Source organism: Micromonospora sp. CA-248089, assembly GCF_050948515.1.
Lineage (GTDB): Bacteria > Actinomycetota > Actinomycetes > Mycobacteriales > Micromonosporaceae > Micromonospora.
Window position 1 is genome coordinate 2,557,501 of sequence record NZ_CP192016.1, and the last position, 16,869, is coordinate 2,574,369.

The 16,869-nt window shown below is 73.7% G+C and carries 12 protein-coding genes and 2 rRNA genes (1 of these 14 only partly in view); 11 read left to right on the forward strand and 3 right to left on the reverse strand.

The annotated features are described in order from the left end of the window. Together ACQP26_RS12200 and rrf are read left to right on the forward strand one after the other, a co-directional pair. Window positions 1–1,655: ribosomal RNA gene (locus ACQP26_RS12200) — 23S ribosomal RNA — on the forward strand (it extends 1,455 nt beyond the left edge of the window). A 75-nt stretch (window positions 1,656–1,730) separates the two neighbouring features. Beyond that, a 5S ribosomal RNA gene (gene rrf / locus ACQP26_RS12205) occupies window positions 1,731–1,847 on the forward strand. Window positions 1,848–1,941: 94 nt separating this feature from the next. Here rrf and ACQP26_RS12210 read toward each other — a convergent pair. Then, on the reverse strand, window positions 1,942–3,513 hold the full coding sequence (locus tag ACQP26_RS12210) for a hypothetical protein (protein ID WP_433495763.1): 1,572 nt from the start codon (window positions 3,511–3,513) through the stop codon (window positions 1,942–1,944). Between ACQP26_RS12210 and ACQP26_RS12215 the strand changes: the two genes are divergently transcribed. Next, window positions 3,490–4,425 (forward strand): Replicase polyprotein 1ab, encoded by a 936-nt coding sequence (locus ACQP26_RS12215; RefSeq protein ID WP_433495764.1) that lies wholly within the window; start codon window positions 3,490–3,492, stop codon window positions 4,423–4,425. The two genes, ACQP26_RS12210 and ACQP26_RS12215, sit on opposite strands and share 24 nt — an antisense overlap. Further along, window positions 4,422–5,489 carry an HAD-IIA family hydrolase gene (locus ACQP26_RS12220; RefSeq protein ID WP_433495765.1) on the forward strand — a complete coding sequence of 356 codons (1,068 nt, stop codon included), beginning with the start codon at window positions 4,422–4,424 and terminating at the stop codon, window positions 5,487–5,489. The genes ACQP26_RS12215 and ACQP26_RS12220 overlap by 4 nt, the downstream gene beginning before the upstream one ends. 13 nt (window positions 5,490–5,502) lie before the next feature. Here the strand turns inward: ACQP26_RS12220 and ACQP26_RS12225 are convergent, their stop codons facing one another. Then, a complete protein-coding gene (locus ACQP26_RS12225; protein WP_269700399.1) occupies window positions 5,503–5,838 on the reverse strand; it encodes an SCP2 sterol-binding domain-containing protein in 336 nt (111 codons plus the stop codon). 111 nt (window positions 5,839–5,949) lie between these two features. On the opposite strand from ACQP26_RS12225, the gene ACQP26_RS12230 reads away from it, so the two are divergent. From ACQP26_RS12230 to ACQP26_RS12250, 5 genes are all read left to right on the forward strand, one after another. Continuing rightward, window positions 5,950–6,531 (forward strand): phasin family protein, encoded by a 582-nt coding sequence (locus tag ACQP26_RS12230; RefSeq protein WP_269700397.1) that lies wholly within the window; start codon window positions 5,950–5,952, stop codon window positions 6,529–6,531. Continuing rightward, a complete protein-coding gene (locus ACQP26_RS12235; RefSeq protein WP_194799848.1) occupies window positions 6,528–6,755 on the forward strand; it encodes a hypothetical protein in 228 nt (75 codons plus the stop codon). The genes ACQP26_RS12230 and ACQP26_RS12235 overlap by 4 nt, the downstream gene beginning before the upstream one ends. A 21-nt stretch (window positions 6,756–6,776) precedes the next feature. Beyond that, on the forward strand, window positions 6,777–7,625 hold the full coding sequence (locus ACQP26_RS12240) for a TlyA family RNA methyltransferase (protein ID WP_269700394.1): 849 nt from the start codon (window positions 6,777–6,779) through the stop codon (window positions 7,623–7,625). Then, window positions 7,622–8,506 carry an NAD kinase gene (locus ACQP26_RS12245; protein ID WP_120570454.1) on the forward strand — a complete coding sequence of 295 codons (885 nt, stop codon included), beginning with the start codon at window positions 7,622–7,624 and terminating at the stop codon, window positions 8,504–8,506. Before ACQP26_RS12240 ends, ACQP26_RS12245 begins: the two co-directional genes overlap by 4 nt. Before the next feature lie 468 nt (window positions 8,507–8,974). Further along, entirely contained in the window at window positions 8,975–12,703 is a 3,729-nt protein-coding gene (locus ACQP26_RS12250; protein WP_433495766.1) for a S8 family serine peptidase, read from the forward strand. A gap of 46 nt (window positions 12,704–12,749) precedes the next feature. Here the strand turns inward: ACQP26_RS12250 and ACQP26_RS12255 are convergent, their stop codons facing one another. Continuing rightward, window positions 12,750–13,724: a helix-turn-helix domain-containing protein gene (locus ACQP26_RS12255; protein ID WP_433495767.1), complete on the reverse strand. Its 975-nt coding sequence runs from the start codon at window positions 13,722–13,724 to the stop codon at window positions 12,750–12,752. 79 nt (window positions 13,725–13,803) lie between these two features. Here ACQP26_RS12255 and recN point away from each other — a divergent pair, with 79 nt between their 5' ends. Together recN and steA are read left to right on the forward strand one after the other, a co-directional pair. Continuing rightward, the gene (recN, locus tag ACQP26_RS12260; protein WP_269700387.1) at window positions 13,804–15,558 is read left to right on the forward strand and encodes a DNA repair protein RecN; all 1,755 of its coding nucleotides are present in this window, start codon (window positions 13,804–13,806) and stop codon (window positions 15,556–15,558) included. A 118-nt stretch (window positions 15,559–15,676) separates the two neighbouring features. Beyond that, window positions 15,677–16,855 carry a putative cytokinetic ring protein SteA gene (gene steA, locus ACQP26_RS12265; protein ID WP_269700385.1) on the forward strand — a complete coding sequence of 393 codons (1,179 nt, stop codon included), beginning with the start codon at window positions 15,677–15,679 and terminating at the stop codon, window positions 16,853–16,855. The last annotated feature ends 14 nt before the right edge of the window (window positions 16,856–16,869 follow it).

Below are 16,869 nucleotides of genomic sequence, written 5' to 3' on the forward strand. Positions count from 1 at the left end.
GTGAGTCGGGACCTAAGGCGAGGCCGAGAGGCGTAGTCGATGGACAACGGGTTGATATTCCCGTACCCGCGAAAGAGCGACCCTGACGAACCTCGTTGTGCTAACCACCCGAACCGCCGGCGGTCTTCGGACCAATGGTGGGGAGCGTGGGAACCTGGCGGGTAGTAGTCAAGCGATGGGGTGACGCAGGAAGGTAGCTGAGCCCGGCCGGTGGTTGTGCCGGGGTAAGCGTGTAGGCCGGTGTGTAGGCAAATCCGCACACCACTAGGGCTGAGACGTGATGCCGAGCCGATTCAGGTGAAGTCAGTGATCCTATGCTGCCGAGAAAAGCCTCTAGCGAGTTCTTAGCGGCCCGTACCCCAAACCGACACAGGTGGTCAGGTAGAGAATACCGAGGCGATCGGGCGAACTGTGGTTAAGGAACTCGGCAAATTGCCCCCGTAACTTAGGGAGAAGGGGGGCCGGAGACGTGAAGCCCCGCGCGGGTGGAGCGTTGTATGGCCGCAGAGAGCAGGGGGAAGCGACTGTTTACTAAAAACACAGGTCCATGCGAAGAAGTAATTCGATGTATATGGACTGACGCCTGCCCGGTGCTGGAACGTTAAGGGGACCTGTTAGCTCTTCGGGGCGAAGCGGAGAACTTAAGCGCCAGTAAACGGCGGTGGTAACTATAACCATCCTAAGGTAGCGAAATTCCTTGTCGGGTAAGTTCCGACCTGCACGAATGGCGTAACGACTTCCCCACTGTCTCAACCACAGGCCCGGCGAAATTGCATTACGAGTAAAGATGCTCGTTACGCGCGGCAGGACGGAAAGACCCCGGGACCTTTACTATAGCTTGACATTGGTATCTGAATTAGCTTGTGTAGGATAGGTGGGAGCCGGTGAAGTCCATACGCCAGTATGGGTGGAGGCAATCTTGAAATACCACTCTGGTTGATTTGGGTATCTAACTTCGGACCGTTATCCGGTTCAGGGACAGTGTCTGGTGGGTAGTTTAACTGGGGCGGTTGCCTCCTAAAGGGTAACGGAGGCGCCCAAAGGTTCCCTCAGCCTGGTTGGCAATCAGGTGTTGAGTGCAAGTGCACAAGGGAGCTTGACTGTGAGACTGACAGGTCGAGCAGGGACGAAAGTCGGGACTAGTGATCCGGCACTGGCATGTGGAAGCGGTGTCGCTCAACGGATAAAAGGTACCCCGGGGATAACAGGCTGATCTTCCCCAAGAGTCCATATCGACGGGATGGTTTGGCACCTCGATGTCGGCTCGTCGCATCCTGGGGCTGTAGCAGGTCCCAAGGGTTGGGCTGTTCGCCCATTAAAGCGGTACGCGAGCTGGGTTTAGAACGTCGTGAGACAGTTCGGTCCCTATCCGCCGTGCGCGTAGGATACTTGAGAAGGGCTGTCCCTAGTACGAGAGGACCGGGACGGACGAACCTCTGGTGTGCCAGTTGTCCCGCCAGGGGCACGGCTGGTTAGCTACGTTCGGAAGGGATAACCGCTGAAAGCATCTAAGCGGGAAGCTCGCTTCAAGATGAGGTATCCCACCCACATTGTGGGGTAAGGCCCCCAGCTAGACGACTGGGTTGATAGGCCGGAAATGTAAGCCCGGTAACGGGTTCAGTTGACCGGTACTAATAGGCCGAGGACTTGACTACCAAGCTGCTACGCGTCCACTGTGCAACTCTGAACAAACCACCACCCACCAGGGTTGGTTGACATGTTCATAGAGTTACGGCGGTCATGGCGGAGGGGAAACGCCCGGTAACATTCCGAACCCGGAAGCTAAGCCCTCCAGCGCCGATGGTACTGCACTCGGGAGGGTGTGGGAGAGTAGGACACCGCCGGACAAACTTCCAGTCGAGGGCCGCCCCAGCAGGGGCGGCCCTCGACTGCGTTAGCGTTCTCGGCGGAAACGCCATCAGGAAGGATGTACCTGTGAGCTCAGGACCCCAGGGCGGGGACCGCCCCCGTCGTTACGAGGATCGCGCCGACCGTGGCCAGGGGCGTGGTGACGCCGGCCGCGACGGCCGTCGCGATGACCGTCCCTCGTACCGGGGCGGCCGCGACGACCGCCCGGGCGGCTTCCGTGGTGGCGACCGCGACAGCGGCGCCCGCGGAGGCGACCGTCGTGAGGGCGGTTTCCGTGGTGGCGACCGCCGCGAGGGTGGCTTCCGTGGTGGTGACCGTCGTGAAGGCGGCTTCGGCGGCGGTGACCGTCGTGAAGGCGGCTTCCGTGGTGGCGACCGTGAGGGTGGCTTCCGGAGCGGAAGCCGTCCGGGCGGTGACCGTCGTGAAGGCGGGTTCCGCGGCGGTGAGCGTGACGGCGGCTTCCGGGGCGGCGAGCGTCGTGAGGGCGGGTTCCGCGGCGGCGATCGTCGCGAAGCCGGTTTCCGTGGTGGTGACCGTCGCGAAGGCGGCTACCAGGGCGGCGACCGCCGCGAGGGCGGTTTCCGCGGTGGAGACCGTCGCGAAGGCGGGGCCCGCGAGGGTGGCTTCCGCGGTGGTGACCGTGAGGGTGGCTTCCGGAGCGGAAGCCGTCCGGGCGGTGACCGTCGCGAAGGCGGTTTCCGCGGTGGTGACCGTGAGGGCGGCTTCCGGGGCGGCGACCGCCGCGAGGGCGGTTTCCGTGGCGGGGATCGTCGTGAAGGCGGCACCCGGGACAGTGGCTTCCGTGGTGGCGACCGCCGTGAAGGCGGGTTCCGCGGTGGTGACCGTCGTGAAGGCGGCTTCGCCGGTGGTGACCGTCGCGAGGGCGGTTTCCGTGGTGGGGACCGTCGCGAGGGCGGCTACCAGGGCGGCGACCGCCGGGAGGGCTACGCCGGCGGTGAGCGCCGCGACGGTGGCTTCCGTGGTGGCGACCGTCGCGAGGGTGGTTTCCGGGGCGGCGACCGTCGCGAGGGTGGTTTCCGTGGTGGGGATCGTCGTGAAGGCGGCGCCCGTGAGGGTGGCTTCCGTGGTGGAGACCGGCGTGAAGGCGGCTTCCGCGGGGGCGACCGTGACGGTGGCTTCCGGGGCGGTGACCGTCGCGAGGGCGGCTTCCGCGGCGGGGATCGTCGTGAAGGCGGTGACCGTGACGGTGGCTTCCGTGGTGGGGATCGTCGTGAAGGCGGCGCCCGTGAGGGTGGCTTCCGTGGTGGCGACCGTCGCGAGGGCGGCTACCAGGGCGGCGACCGCCGGGAGGGCTACGCCGGCGGTGAGCGCCGCGACGGCGGGTTCCGCGGCGGCGACCGCGACCGTGGCTTCCGGCGCGACGACCGACGTGACGACCGGCGGCCGGGTGGCTTCCGGGGCGAGCGGGACGGTGAGCGCCGCGGCTACGGTGACCGGCCGGGCGGTGACGACCGCCGCGGCAGCTACGGCCCGCAGCGGGAGCGCCAGGACGAGCGTGGCGAGGGGCGTACCGGCGAGGCGCCGGAGCTGCCCGACGACGTCGTCGCGAGCGACCTCGACTCGGCCGTCCGGGCGGAGCTTCTCTCCCTCGCCAAGCCGGTGGCGGAGACGGTCGCCCGGCACCTGGTCGCGACCGGCCTGCTGATCGACGAGGACCCGGCGCTGGCGCTGGCGCACGCCATGGCGGCCCGCCGGCTCGCCTCGCGGATCGCCGCCGTGCGGGAGGCTGTCGGGCTGGCCGCGTACCACGCGGGCGAGTGGCAGACGGCCATCGCCGAGCTGCGGACGTACCACCGGATGAGCGGCCTGCAGAGCCACCTGGCGGTACTGGCCGACTGTGAGCGTGCGCTGGGCCGTCCCGAGCGGGCGATCGACCTGTTCCGCGGCGCGGACCGGGACAAGCTCGACCAGGCCGTCGCGGTCGAGCTGCTGATCGTGGCCGCCGGGGCGCGCGGTGACCTCGGGCAGAAGGACGCCGCGGTGGCGATGCTCCAGGTGCGCGAGCTGACCGGCGACTCGACCGAGCCGTGGGCGGCGCGGCTGCGCTACGCGTACGCGGACGCCCTGCTGGCGGTGGACCGTCGCGAGGAGGCGCGGGAGTGGTTCTCCCGGGCCGCCGACGTCGACTCCGAGGGGGAGACCGACGCCGCCGAGCGGCTGCTGGAACTGGACGGCGTGGTCATCGAGGGCGACGACGAGCCGGAGGACGACGCGGACACGTCCGAGGCGTCGGCCGAGGGCGATGACGACGACGATGACGACGACGATGACGACGACGATGACGACGACGATGACGACGACGATGACGACGACGACGACCGGCTGAGCGGCGACGACGACGACCTGGTCGACGACGAGGCCGGCTCGATCGCCGCCGACACCCCGGCCGCCGCGGTCACGACTGCCGCCGAGACCGGGGAGCCGGCTGCGGCCACCCCGGCCGACCAGGTCACCACCGCGGACGAGGCCGACGGCGACCGGCCCGCGCCGGGTGGCGCCGCGGCCGGTGAGGGCGAGGCGGCGGAGCGCAGATGACCGGGTACGCCGGTGACACCGCCTCCGGCGCGGATCGGGGCGAACCCGACCGCGCCGGGGCGGGGCGGCTCGTCGACGCGTACTCGCTCGTGGTCTTCGACCTCGACGGCGTCATCTACCTGATCGACCGGCCCATCCCCGGCGCGGTCGAGGCGGTCGGCCGGCTGCACGCCGAGGGACGCGCGGTCGCGTACGCGACGAACAACGCCTCCCGCCGCTCCAGCGAGGTGGCCGACCTGCTCACCGGCATGGGCGTCCCGGCGCAGCCGGCGGAGGTGCTCACCTCCGCGGCTGCCACCGCCGAACTGCTCCGGGACCGGCTGCCCGAGGGCGCGCCGGTGCTCGTGGTCGGCGCGGAGGCGTTGCGCGCCGAGCTGCGGGCGGTGGGCCTGCGGCCGGTGTCCACGGTTGACGAGGAGCCCGCCGCGGTGGCCCAGGGCTACGGCCCGCAGGTCGGCTGGTCCGACCTGGCCGAGGCGTCCCTGGCGGTCCGCGCGGGCGCACCCTGGTACGCCACGAACACCGACCGCACGCTGCCCAGCCCGCGCGGTCCGCTACCGGGCAACGGCTCGCTCGTCGCGGTGCTGCGGACCGCGCTCGGCCGCGACCCCGACGTGGTGGTGGGCAAGCCGGAGCCGGCGCTGTTCACCACCGCCGCGCGGCGGGCCGGGACCGGGCGCACGCTCGTGGTGGGTGACCGGCTGGACACCGACATCGAGGGGGCCCGCCGGGCCGGGCTGGACAGCCTGCTGGTGCTCACCGGGGTCAGTGACGCCGCCGAGCTGCTGGCCGCACCCGAGGAGCGCCGCCCCGCGTACGTCTCGTTCGACCTGGCGGGGCTGTTCGACCCGGCCGCGGTGGTGGCGGTGCCGGGCCGGGCGACCGACGGCGGCTGGTCGGTGACGGAGGCCGGCGCGGACCTGGTGCTCGACGGCGCGGGACCGCCCCTGGACGCGCTCGCCGCGCTCTGCGCGGCTGCCTGGTCGACGGCGGCCGGGCCGCGCGTACGGGCGCAGTCACCGGCGGCGCAGGAGGCCCTCGCCGCGTTCGGGCTCGACGACTGAGGCGCCGGGCCGCTCAGAGCAGCTTGCGGAGCTTCATCAGGTCGAACGGGTTCGCCTTGATCGAGACCCGCCGGGAGGCCACCGCCGACATGACGTCGAGCCGGCCGTTCACCAGCGCGACGAGGTCGTCGCTGCCGGTGCTCAGCGCGATCTTCGCCTTCGGGTCGTCGCCGTCGGCCAGGTCGACCAGCCGGCCGCCCTCCAGGCGCCCGTGGAACGCGGTGCCGAGGTCGGTGATCCGGCAGGCCAGGGTGCGGTCGAGGTCGATGCGGCCCTGCGCCTCGGCGTTGCGGTCCAGCCGCGCGGCCAGATCGTGCAACGCCTGCCGGCACTCGTCCACGCTGGCCACATCGTCTCCTCACCACGAACCACGCCGTTCCCGGCACCGTACCGCAATGGGGCGTCCGGGGTGCCCGGTAGCGTGGCACCTGCACACCTCGCCCCGCGGAAGGACTCAGGCATGCAGGACGCGTGGCGCGCCTACCTCGAGCTGGCCATGGGCCTGACGGAGGCGCCCCGGAAGAAGGCACAGGACGCGGTCATGCGCGTCGTCGGCCAGGGCGGCGCGACGGCCGCCCAGCTCCAGACGCTCGCCGAGGAACTGGTCGCGACCGGCCTGGCGAACCGGGAGTCGCTGACCAAGCTGGTCCGCTTCGAGGTGGACCGGGCGCTCGGCGCGGTCGGCCTGGCCACCGCCGACGAGGTCGCCGAGCTGACCCGCCGGGTGCATGACCTGGAGCGGCAGCTGCGCGAGGCGAGGGGTCCTCTCGAACCGGGCGCCACTGAGCCGTCCGGGCCCGAGTCGTCCGGGGCTGGGCCGTCCACGCCGGAGCCGTCCCCGGCAGAGGCGGCCTCTGCCACGCTGCCGGACGCCCCGGCCACGACACCCGCGAAGGCCCCAGCCACGACGCCGACGAAGGCGGTGGCGAAGAAGACGGTGGCCAAGAAGGCGATCGCGAAGAAGCCACCGGCCACGGTCTCCCGTACCCCGGAATCCGCGCCGGCGAAGAAGGCCACCGGGCGCCGGGCGGCCGGCTCGTGACCGCGCCCCGGCCCGGCCCGCCGCCGGGTCCGCGGCCCGGACCGCCCCCGGGGGTACGGCCCGCGCCGGTCGAGGAGGTCGGCGAGGCGAGCCACCCGGCGGTGGACGCGGCGGTGCTCGGCATGGCCAACGCCGAGGCGCTCGCCCCGGCCGACCAGATCGCCCAGTACGAGGCGGCGTACGAGACGCTGCGCGAGACCCTCGCCACCATCGACCAGGCCTGAGTAGAGGCGGAGACACACCTGATGGCTCGTCGTACCCGGCTGGACGCCGAACTCGTCCGGCGCGGGCTGGCCCGCTCCCGGGAGCAGGCCGCCGCGCTCGTGGAGGCCGGTCGCGTCCAGCTGCGCGGAGTGCGGGCGCGCAAGCCGGCGGCGATGGTCGACCCGGCCGATCCGCTGCTGGTCACCGGCGAGGACCCGGCCGACGAGTACGTCTCCCGGGGCGGCCACAAGCTGGCCGGCGCGCTCGCCGCGTTCGCCCCCGGCGGGCTGACCGTCACCGGCCGGCGCTGCCTGGACGCCGGGGCGTCGACAGGTGGGTTCACCGACGTGCTGCTGCGCGGCGGCGCCGCCGAGGTGGTCGCCGTGGACGTCGGCTACGGGCAGCTCGCCTGGTCGTTGCGGACCGACGAGCGGGTGCGGGTGTTCGAGCGCACGAACGTGCGTACCCTCACGCCGGAGGCGATCGGCGGCCCGGTCGACCTGACGGTGGCCGACCTGTCGTTCATCTCGCTGCGGCTGGTGCTGCCCGCGCTGGCCGCGTGCACCGGGCCCGGCGGCGACCTGGCGCTGATGGTCAAGCCGCAGTTCGAGGTCGGCAAGGAGCGGGTCGGCGCCGGCGGCGTGGTCCGCGACCCGGCGCTGCGCGCCGAGGCGGTGCTCGACGTGGCCGCGGCGGCCGCCGGGCTCGGTCTCGGCCTCGCCGACGTGGCGGCCAGCCCGCTGCCCGGGCCGAGCGGCAACGTCGAGTTCTTCGTATGGTTGCGCGGGGACGCGCCCGCCGCGGATCCGGAGCGGGTCCGCGCGGTGGTGGCCGCCGGCCCGCAGGGCGCCGCCGCGACGGCGGCCACGACCGAGGAGGTGTCCGGGTGAGCCGTACCGCGCTGCTGGTCACGCACACCGGCCGTCGACGCAGCACCGAGCACGCTCGCGCGGTGGCCGCCGACCTGATCGCCGCCGGGTTCGAGGTACGGGTGGTGGCCGAGGAGGCCGACGACCTGGACCTGCCGGGCGTGGTGCCGGTGACCGGCCCGGAGGCCGCCGAGGGCGCCGAGATCGTCTTCGCGCTCGGCGGGGACGGCACGTTCCTGCGCGCCGCCGAGCTGGCCCGCCCGACCAAGGTGCCGCTGCTCGGCATCAACCTGGGCAAGGTCGGCTTCCTCGCCGAGGCGGAGATCGACGACCTGGACACCGCCGTGCGTGACGTCGTCGACCGCAACTACACGGTGGACGAACGGCTCACCCTCGACGTCACCGCCGAGTTCGAGGGCGGGCCGACCATCGAGTCGTGGGCGCTCAACGAGATCAGCGTGGAGAAGGGCGAACGCGCCCAGATGCTGGAGCTGCTCGTCGACGTGGACGGCCGGCCGCTGTCCCGGTACGGCTGCGACGGCGTGATCTGCGCGACCCCGACCGGCTCGACGGCGTACGCGTTCTCCGGCGGCGGGCCGGTGGTCTGGCCCGAGGTGGAGGCGCTGCTGCTGGTGCCGATCAGCGCGCACGCGTTGTTCAGCCGCCCGCTGGTTACCGCGCCCACGTCGACGTTCGTCATCACCGTCGACCCGTTCACCACCCTGGCCGTGCTCTGCTGCGACGGGCGGCGCGTCTACGACCTGCCGCCCGGCGCCAGGGTCACGGTGCGCCGCGGCACGCTGCCGGTGCGCATCGTGCGGCTGCGGGCCCGTCCGTTCACCGACCGGCTGGTGGCCAAGTTCGACCTACCCGTCCAGGGCTGGCGGGGCAACCGTCGCTGACCAGCGGCTCAGCGAAAATCTCCGTTCGGCCCACCGGTCCCGGCGCCGGCGCGCGTTACGGTGGGCGTACGGGCCGCGATGAGGTGAGTCCGGGCGCGGCGGTGAGGCCCGCCGCTTCCCGGATGCGGCCCACCTGTCGCGGGCTCGGCCAGGGGGTGGTCGGGGCCGCGACGGTCGGGACGCCGGAGCGTCGAAGCCGGCCGCGGCGGGCGGACCGGCACGCCGCGTCCGGTCGGGTGTCGACCCCGGCCGGGCCGACAGGTCGCAGGGCCGCCGCCGGAGGAAGCGGCGGCACGCGAGCTGGGCGATGCGCTCTCCGGCGTCCCGGCCTCCACTGCGTCGTGCTCGTGTCCACCTGGCGACATGTCGCCGGTGCGGCGGCCCGTACCCGGTGACCGGGTGGCGGACGCCGTCGCAGACTCCGATCGCCGGCCCCACGAGGCCGGCCTCGGAGTAGAGGAGCGTCACATGCACCGGTTCCCCCGCTGGCTCGCCGCCGGCGCGGCCGGGGCGCTTGTGGTCGGGCTCGCCGTACCGGCGTCCGCCGTCCCGCCCGCCCCGCCTGCCGGCCCGTCCCCGGGCACATCAGCCCCGGGCGCGCCGCCCGCCCGCATCACACTGATCACCGGCGACCGGGTCGAGCTGGTCCGGGCCGCGCCGGGCCGGGTCGCTGCCACGGTCCACCCCGGACCGGGCCGTGACCGGATCGTCTTCCAGACCACGCAGGTCGACGGCGGGCTGCGGGTGCTGCCCGCCGACGTCGTGCCGTACGTGTCGGCGGGCGTACTCGACCCGGACCTGTTCGACGTGCAGGAACTGGCCGAGCAGGGCTACGGCGACGCGGCCCTCGAGGAGTTGCCGCTGATCGTGCGCTACCGGGAACCGGCCTCCGGGCGGGTGCGCCCGCTCGCCGTCGCCGCCGAGTCCCGTCCGCTGTCCAGCATCAACGGCGCCGCGCTGCGCGTCGGCAAGGACGACCTGGGCGCGCTGTGGACGTCGCTGCGGGAGGCGCCGCAGGCGCGCGCCGAGGGCGCCGGACCGGTCCGGCTCGGCGCGGGCGTGGAGCGCGTCTGGCTCGACGGGCGGGCCCGGGTGGCGCTGGAGCACAGCGTCCCGCAGATCGGTGCACCGGCCGCGTGGTCGGCCGGCCGCGACGGCGCCGGGGTGCGGGTCGCGGTGCTCGACACCGGTGTGGACGCCGGCCACCCCGACCTGGCCGGCCGCATCGCCGAGGCGCGCGACTTCACCGGCGGCGGCAGCGCCCGCGACGGCCACGGCCACGGCACCCATGTGGCGGCCACCGTCGCCGGCAGCGGCGCGGGCTCCGCGGGGCTGCGCAAGGGCGTCGCACCGGGCGCGCGGCTGCTGGTCGGCAAGGTGCTCGACGACTCCGGCTCCGGCTACGACTCCGGCATCATCGCCGGCATGGAGTGGGCCGCGCGCTCCGGCGCGAAGGTGGTCAGCATGAGCCTCGGCGGCGCGCCCACCGACGGCACCGACCCGATGAGCCAGGCAGTGAACGACCTCACCGCCGAAACCGGCGCGCTGTTCGTCATCGCCGCCGGCAACGACGGTGAGCCGCGCAGCGTCGGTGCGCCCGGCGCGGCCACCGCCGCGCTCACCGTCGGCGCCGTCGACCGCGACGACGTGCTCGCCGACTTCTCCAGCCGCGGCCCGCGCCTGGGCGACAACGGCCTGAAGCCGGAGATCACCGCGCCCGGCGTCGGCATCGTCGCGGCCCGCGCCGCCGGCACCTCGATGGGTACGCCCGTCGACGACGCCTACACCCGCGCCTCGGGCACCTCGATGGCCACGCCGCACGTCGCGGGTGCCGCCGCCGTCCTGGTCCAGGAGCACCCCGGGTGGACCGCCGCGCAACTGAAGGACGCGCTGGTGAGCACCACCCGGCCGAGCACCGGCGCGACGGTGTTCGAGCAGGGCGCCGGTCGGGTCGACGTGGCCCGCGCGCTGCGCCAGCGGGTGTACGGCACGGCCACCGCCGACTTCGGCCGGCTGACCACCGGCGGCCCGTCCGCGACCCGGACGGTGCGCTACGTCAACGGCACGGCCGGCGCGCAGACGCTGCGGCTGGCGCTGGAGCTGCGCAACCTGGACAGCGGCGCGGCCGATACCGACGGCCTGACGCTCGACGCCGCCACGGTGACGGTGCCGGCCGGCGGCGGCGTGGACGTGCCGCTGCGCGCCGACCCGGCCCGGCTGGACCGGGGCCCGCACGGCGGGTGGCTGGTGGCCACCGGCGCGGACGGCGTGACGGTGCGTACCGCGGTCGGGCTCACGCTCAGCGGCCCGCAGCACACCGTGACGCTGCGCGCGCTGGACCTGGCCGGGCGGCCCGGACCGGCGCCGGTGGTGACGCTGTTCGGCGAGCACCCGGAGTCGGACGCGCTGGGCTGGCTCGGCGGCGGCGACGAGTGGCAGGTCCAGGTGGAGGAGGGCCCGTACCTGCTGCACGCGCTGATCGAGCACGGCGCGCCGCTGGACGAGCAGCTCACCCTGGTGACCGACCCGGAGCTGATCGTGGACCGGGACCTGACCGTGGTGCTCGACCCGCGGCGCGGCACGCCGGTACGGATCGAGACGCCGAAACCGTCCGAGCAGCGGGCGATCCTCAGCTTCTACCAGCACCGGGTGTTCGGCAACGGCCGGCAGGTCGACCACGGCGTGATGACGTTCAGCACGGTGCAGCAGCTCAACGTCACGCCGACCCGGCCGGTGCGCCGCGGCGAGTTCGAGTTCTCCTCGCGTTGGCAGCTCGTCGCGCCGATGGTCGACATCGACGTCAGCGGCGTGTCCGGCGCGCTGGACGTCAACCTGATGGGCCAGTCACCGGCCCCGGCCGGGCGGCAGCGGCTGCGCCTGGTCGCCGCCGGCACCGGCGCACCGGGCGAGCTGGCCGGGATGCGGGGCGCGGCGGCGCTGCTCACCACGTCCGCCGACCGGTCCGAGGAGGAGCAGGTGGCCGCCGCGGCGGCAGCCGGCGCGAAGGCGGTGCTGATCGTCCGGCCGGCGGACCAGAGCGCGTGGACGGTGTGGCGTCCGACCGGGGACCGGCTGCCCGCGCCCGCGCTGGCGGTGGCGTACGACGACGGGCAGCGGCTACTGGCGGCGGCGCGTACCGGCCGGGCCCGGATGGATCTCACGCTCACCGTGGACAGCCCGTACCTCTACGACGTGTTCCAGGTGTCGAAGGGCCGGGTGCCGGAGCGGATCACCCACCGGGTCACCGCCGCCAACACGGCCGAGGTGACCGCGCGCTACGGCCACACCGGCGGGCTGGACTGGGCCACCGAGCAGCGCTTCGGGTGGCGGCCCTGGCAGGAGTTCTCCTGGAACGACGACCAGCGGATGGTGCGTACCGGGACGACCCGCCGGGAGTACGTCAGTTCCGGCGACTCGTGGTGGCAGCACCGGGTGCTGCACCGGCTGATGTTCTCGAACATGGGGACGCTGACCGGCGGCCTGTCCGACCGGCCCCGGCGCTACGCGGCCACCGACCGGACCACCGAGTCGTGGCACGCGCCGCTGGTGCGTCCCGCCGTGCCGGCCGGCGCGGCCGGGCCGAGCCGGACCGGCGACACGCTCGACCTGCGGGTGGCCGAGTTCGTCGACGCCGACGGCCACGCCGGCGTGGACAACCGGTCGGAGGAGCAGGACACGGTGACCCGCCGGGTCAGCCGGGACGGGCAGCCGATCGCCGACCTCTCCGCCGGCTGGGCGCCGGTGCCGGCCACCGCGGGTCCGGCCCGCTACCGCCTCGACGTGACCACGGCCCGGTCGTCGGCCCAGTGGCGGTGGGCCACCCGTACCGAGACCGCGTGGGAGTTCACCTCGGCCCGCCCGGCCGGTGACGCGGCCCGGCCGCTGCCGCTGCTCCAGGTCGACTACCGGGTGCCGGCCGACCTGCGCGGCGAGGTGCCCGGCAGGCGGAAGCACACCGTCGGGCTGACGCTGCGCCACCCCGCCGGCCTGCCCGCTCCGGCCGGCACGACGGTACGCGCGGAGGTGTCGTTCGACGGCGGACGCACCTGGCGCAACGCGCCGGTACGCGGCTCCGGCACCCGGTTCACCGCCGAGGTGCCGGCCGGGCGCGGCACGGTGTCGCTGCGCGTCTCGGCGCGGGACCGGGCCGGCAGCACCGTCACGCAGACCGTGGTCGACGCGTACGGGCTGCGGTGAGACGCCGGGGCGGGGCGGTCCTGGGGCCGTCCCGCCCCGGTCCCGGTCAGATCCAGCCGCGCCGGGCGGCCTGGAACGCCAGCCCGGGCCGGGTGTCCACACCGGCGGCGGCCATCAGGTCGGCCAGCCGCCGCTGCACGGTACGCCGGCTCACCCCGAGCTGTGACGCGATCGACTTGTCCGGCACCCCGGCCACGAACAGCGACAGCAGCCGCACCTCGTCGCCGTCGGGCTGGTAGCCGGTCGCGGCCCGGTCGCCGGAGGGGCCGAGCGGCGTCGCCATCAGCCAGTGGCTCTCGAAGAGCGCGACCAGCGCGTCCAGCAGTTGGCTGCGGCCGATCACCGCGGCGGTCGGCTCCCCGCCGTCACGGTCGGGCACCAGCGGGCAGACCGCGGTACGACCGTCCACGACGGCCAGTCGCACCGGCAGCCGGTCCAGCACCCGGGCCTGCTCCCCGGCGCGTACGCCCCGCTCGACGTCGGCCAGCGCGCCCGGCTCCAGCAGCATCGCGCGTTCGTAGATGGCCCGGTAGCGCACGCCCCGGGCGAGCGCGTCGAACTCCTCGACGTTCTCCGGTCCCGGCATCGCCAGCGGGTTCGCCCGGCAGAACCAGAGCACCTCCTCGCGCGCGCCGTTCTGCAGCTCGCGCAGCCGTTCGCGCAGCGCCCGCGCGCCGGTAACCACCTCGACCAGGTGCGCGGCGTCGTGGCGGCGCATCCCGGCCCGGTAGTCCTCGGCGAGCCGGCTGACCGCGACGCGGGCCGACTCCAGCGCGGACTGGCGGCGCAGCAGCGCCTCGCCGAGCGGCACGTCCGGCGCGAGCGGCCGCAGCGGGGCGTCCGGCTCCGGCCCGGTCGGCAGCACAAGACCCTTGTCCCGCAACGTGTCCAGCCGGGCGGCGACCTCCGCGCGCGGCCGGCCCAGCCTCTGCGCGAGTTCACCGATCCGGGCCGTGTTCGCCCGCACCAGGCTGCGGTAGAGCTCCTCCTCGTCCGAGGTCAGGCCGATCTCCTCCAGCACGGGGCTGAACTGTACGGGTGCCCGCGCCGCGACCTGCCGGCTGGTCAACTGTCACACGGCGGGGCTACTGTCGGGTGCTGTGCTGGAAGAGCTGCGCATCACCGGACTGGGCGTCATCGAGGACACCACGCTGCCGCTGGCCGCGGGGATGAACGTCATCACCGGCGAGACCGGCGCCGGCAAGACCATGGTGGTGACCGGCCTCGGCCTGCTCTTCGGCGGCCGCGCCGACGCCGGCCGGGTGCGCGCCCAGCCGGGCCGCGCCGTGGTGGAGGGCCGGCTGCGCCTGGGCGGCCGGGTGGCCGAGTCGGTGCACGCCCGCATCGTCGACGCCGGTGGCGAACCCGACGAGGACGGCTCGCTGCTGCTCAGCCGCACCGTGACCATCGAGGGGCGCTCCCGCGCGCACCTGGGCGGGCGGTCCATGCCGGTGTCCACGCTCGGCGAGGTCGGCGAGCAGGTGCTCGCCGTGCACGGCCAGTCCGACCAGCTGCGGCTGCTGCGCCCGTCCGAGCAGCGCGCCTCGCTCGACCGGTTCGCCGGGCCGGAGCACGAGAAGCTGCTCGACGCGCTGCGCGAGACGTACGCCCGGTGGCGCACCGTCGTCGACGACCTGGCCGACCGGCGGCGCAACGCCCGCGAGCGCAACCAGGAGGCCGACCTGCTGCGCCTGGGCCTGGACGAGATCACCCGGGTCGACCCGCAGCCGGGGGAGGACGACGAGCTGAAGGCCGAGGCGCAGCGGCTGGAACACGCCGAAGGGCTGCGCACCGCCGCACAGGTGGCGCAGCAGTGCGTGGCCGGCGGCGAGGTGACCGACGAGACGCCGGACGCGACGGCGCTGCTGGGCACCGCGCGGCGCACGCTCGAGGCGCAGGCCGGCACCGACCCGGCGCTGGGCGAGCTGGCGGCCCGGCTGGAGGAGGCGGCCACGCTGGTCACCGACGTGGCCGCGGAGCTGTCGGCCTACCTGGCCGCGCTGGACGCCGACCCGGCCCGCCTGCAGACCGTCTACGAGCGGCGGGCCGCGCTGCGCGCGCTCACCCGCAAGTACGCCGACGACGTCGACGGCGTGGTGGCGTGGGCCGAGCGGGCCCGCACCCGCCTGTCCGATCTGGACACCTCTGACGAGCTGCTGGACGAGCTGGACCGCGAGGCGACCCGGCTCGCCGGTGAGGTGGCCGACCTCGCCGGCCGGGTGTCGGCGTCCCGCCGGGAGGCCGCGGTCCGCTTCGCCGAGGAGGTCACCGTCGAGCTGGCCGGGCTGGCCATGCCGCACGCCCGCATCGAGGTGGCGGTGCTGCCGCGCCCGGCGGGCCGCTCCGAGCCGAGCCTGCCGGTCAACGGCGTGGAGACCGGCGTCGGCGCGGACGGCGCCGACGAGGTGGAGCTGCGGCTGCTGGCGCACCCGGGCGCGCCGGCGCTGCCGTTGCAGAAGGGCGCGTCCGGTGGCGAGCTGTCCCGGGTGATGCTCGCCATCGAGGTGGTCTTCGCCGGTTCCGGCGGCCCGCCCACGCTGGTGTTCGACGAGGTCGACGCCGGTGTCGGCGGCCAGGCCGCGGTGGAGATCGGCCGCCGGCTGGCCCGGCTGGCCCGCAGCCACCAGGTGCTGGTGGTCACGCACCTGCCGCAGGTCGCCGCGTTCGCCGACCGGCACCTGGTGGTGGCCAAGGACACCGGGGGAGCGGTCACCACCAGCGGGGTGCGCGTGGTGGAGGACACCGAACGCGCCCGGGAACTGGCCCGGATGCTCGCCGGTTTGCCGGACTCGGATCTGGGTATCGCCCATGCCGAGGAACTCCTGGCCGTGGCGGCCAAGGAAAGGCGTCCGTGATACCCCGATTGTGAGCGCAAGCACACCGGCACGCGTTGCGGTGTGCTTCCCTGGGTAGGCGGCCCTGCTCAGGCATGTCGCGACAGCAAAACCTGCCTCACATGCCAGGATGGTCACGATGCGTCTACCCATACTGCGCCGGAGCCGGAACCCGGAGCCGGGCTCCATCGTCGGCACCGCACGCCTCGACCGCCGGACGAAACGGCTGGTCGGGCGGCTGCGGCCGGGCGACATCGCGGTCATCGACCACGTCGACCTGGACCGGGTGGCGGCCGACTCGCTCGTCGCGGTGGGTGTGGCTGCGGTGCTCAACGCCAAGCCGTCGGTCTCCGGCCGCTATCCCAACCTCGGCCCGGAGGTGCTGATCTCGGCCGGCATCCCGCTGCTGGACGATCTCGGCGAGAGCGTCTTCGAGCAGGTCCGCGAGGGCGACCGGGTCCGCATCGAGGGCAACACCGTCTTCGCCGGCGAGGAGCCGGTCGCGCACGGCACGTTGCAGGACGCCGAAACCGTGGCCAAGTCGATGGCCGACGCCCGGGAGGGCCTGTCGGTGCAGTTGGAGGCGTTCGCCGCCAACACGATGGACTACCTGCGGCAGGAACGCGACCTGCTGCTCGACGGCGTCGGCGTACCGGAGATCCAGACCCACATCCAGGGCCGGCACTGCCTGATCGTGGTGCGCGGCTACGACTACAAGGCCGACCTGGACGTGCTGCGCCCGTACATCAGGGAGTTCAAGCCGGTGCTGATCGGCGTCGACGGCGGGGCCGACGCGCTGGTCGAGGCGGGCTACACGCCTGACATGATCATCGGCGACATGGACTCGGTCACCGACGACGTGCTGCGCTGCGGCGCCGAGGTGATCGTGCACGCCTACCCGGACGGGCGGGCGCCGGGCCTGGCCCGGGTCAACGGGCTCGGCGTACCGGCGATCACCTTCCCGGCGGCGGCCACCAGCGAGGACCTGGCCATGCTGCTCGCCGACGAGAAGGGCGCCTCGCTGCTGGTGGCCGTCGGCACCCACGCCACCCTGGTGGAGTTCCTCGACAAGGGGCGCGGCGGCATGGCGTCGACGTTCCTGACCCGGTTGAAGGTGGGCGGCAAGCTGGTCGACGCCAAGGGCGTCAGCCGGCTCTACCGGCAGAGCATCTCCGGGTCGTCGCTGCTGCTGCTGGTCCTGTCGGCGGTGGCCGCGATGGCCTCCGCGGTGGCGGTCTCCACCGTCGGGAAGGCGTATCTGGGCGTGGTCTCCGAATGGTGGGACAATTTCGTGTTCCAGCTCGGCCAGCTCTTCTAGCTCCCCGACGATCA

Bases quoted from the DNA above. Each gene is read 5' to 3' on its own strand.
- ACQP26_RS12250 (WP_433495766.1), top strand. From the start codon at position 8,975: ATGCACCGGTTCCCCCGCTGGCTCGCCGCCGGCGCGGCCGGGGCGCTT.
- steA (WP_269700385.1), top strand. From the start codon at position 15,677: ATGCGTCTACCCATACTGCGCCGGAGCCGGAACCCGGAGCCGGGCTCC.
- ACQP26_RS12240 (WP_269700394.1), top strand. From the start codon at position 6,777: ATGGCTCGTCGTACCCGGCTGGACGCCGAACTCGTCCGGCGCGGGCTG.
- ACQP26_RS12230 (WP_269700397.1), top strand. From the start codon at position 5,950: ATGCAGGACGCGTGGCGCGCCTACCTCGAGCTGGCCATGGGCCTGACG.
- ACQP26_RS12220 (WP_433495765.1), top strand. From the start codon at position 4,422: ATGACCGGGTACGCCGGTGACACCGCCTCCGGCGCGGATCGGGGCGAA.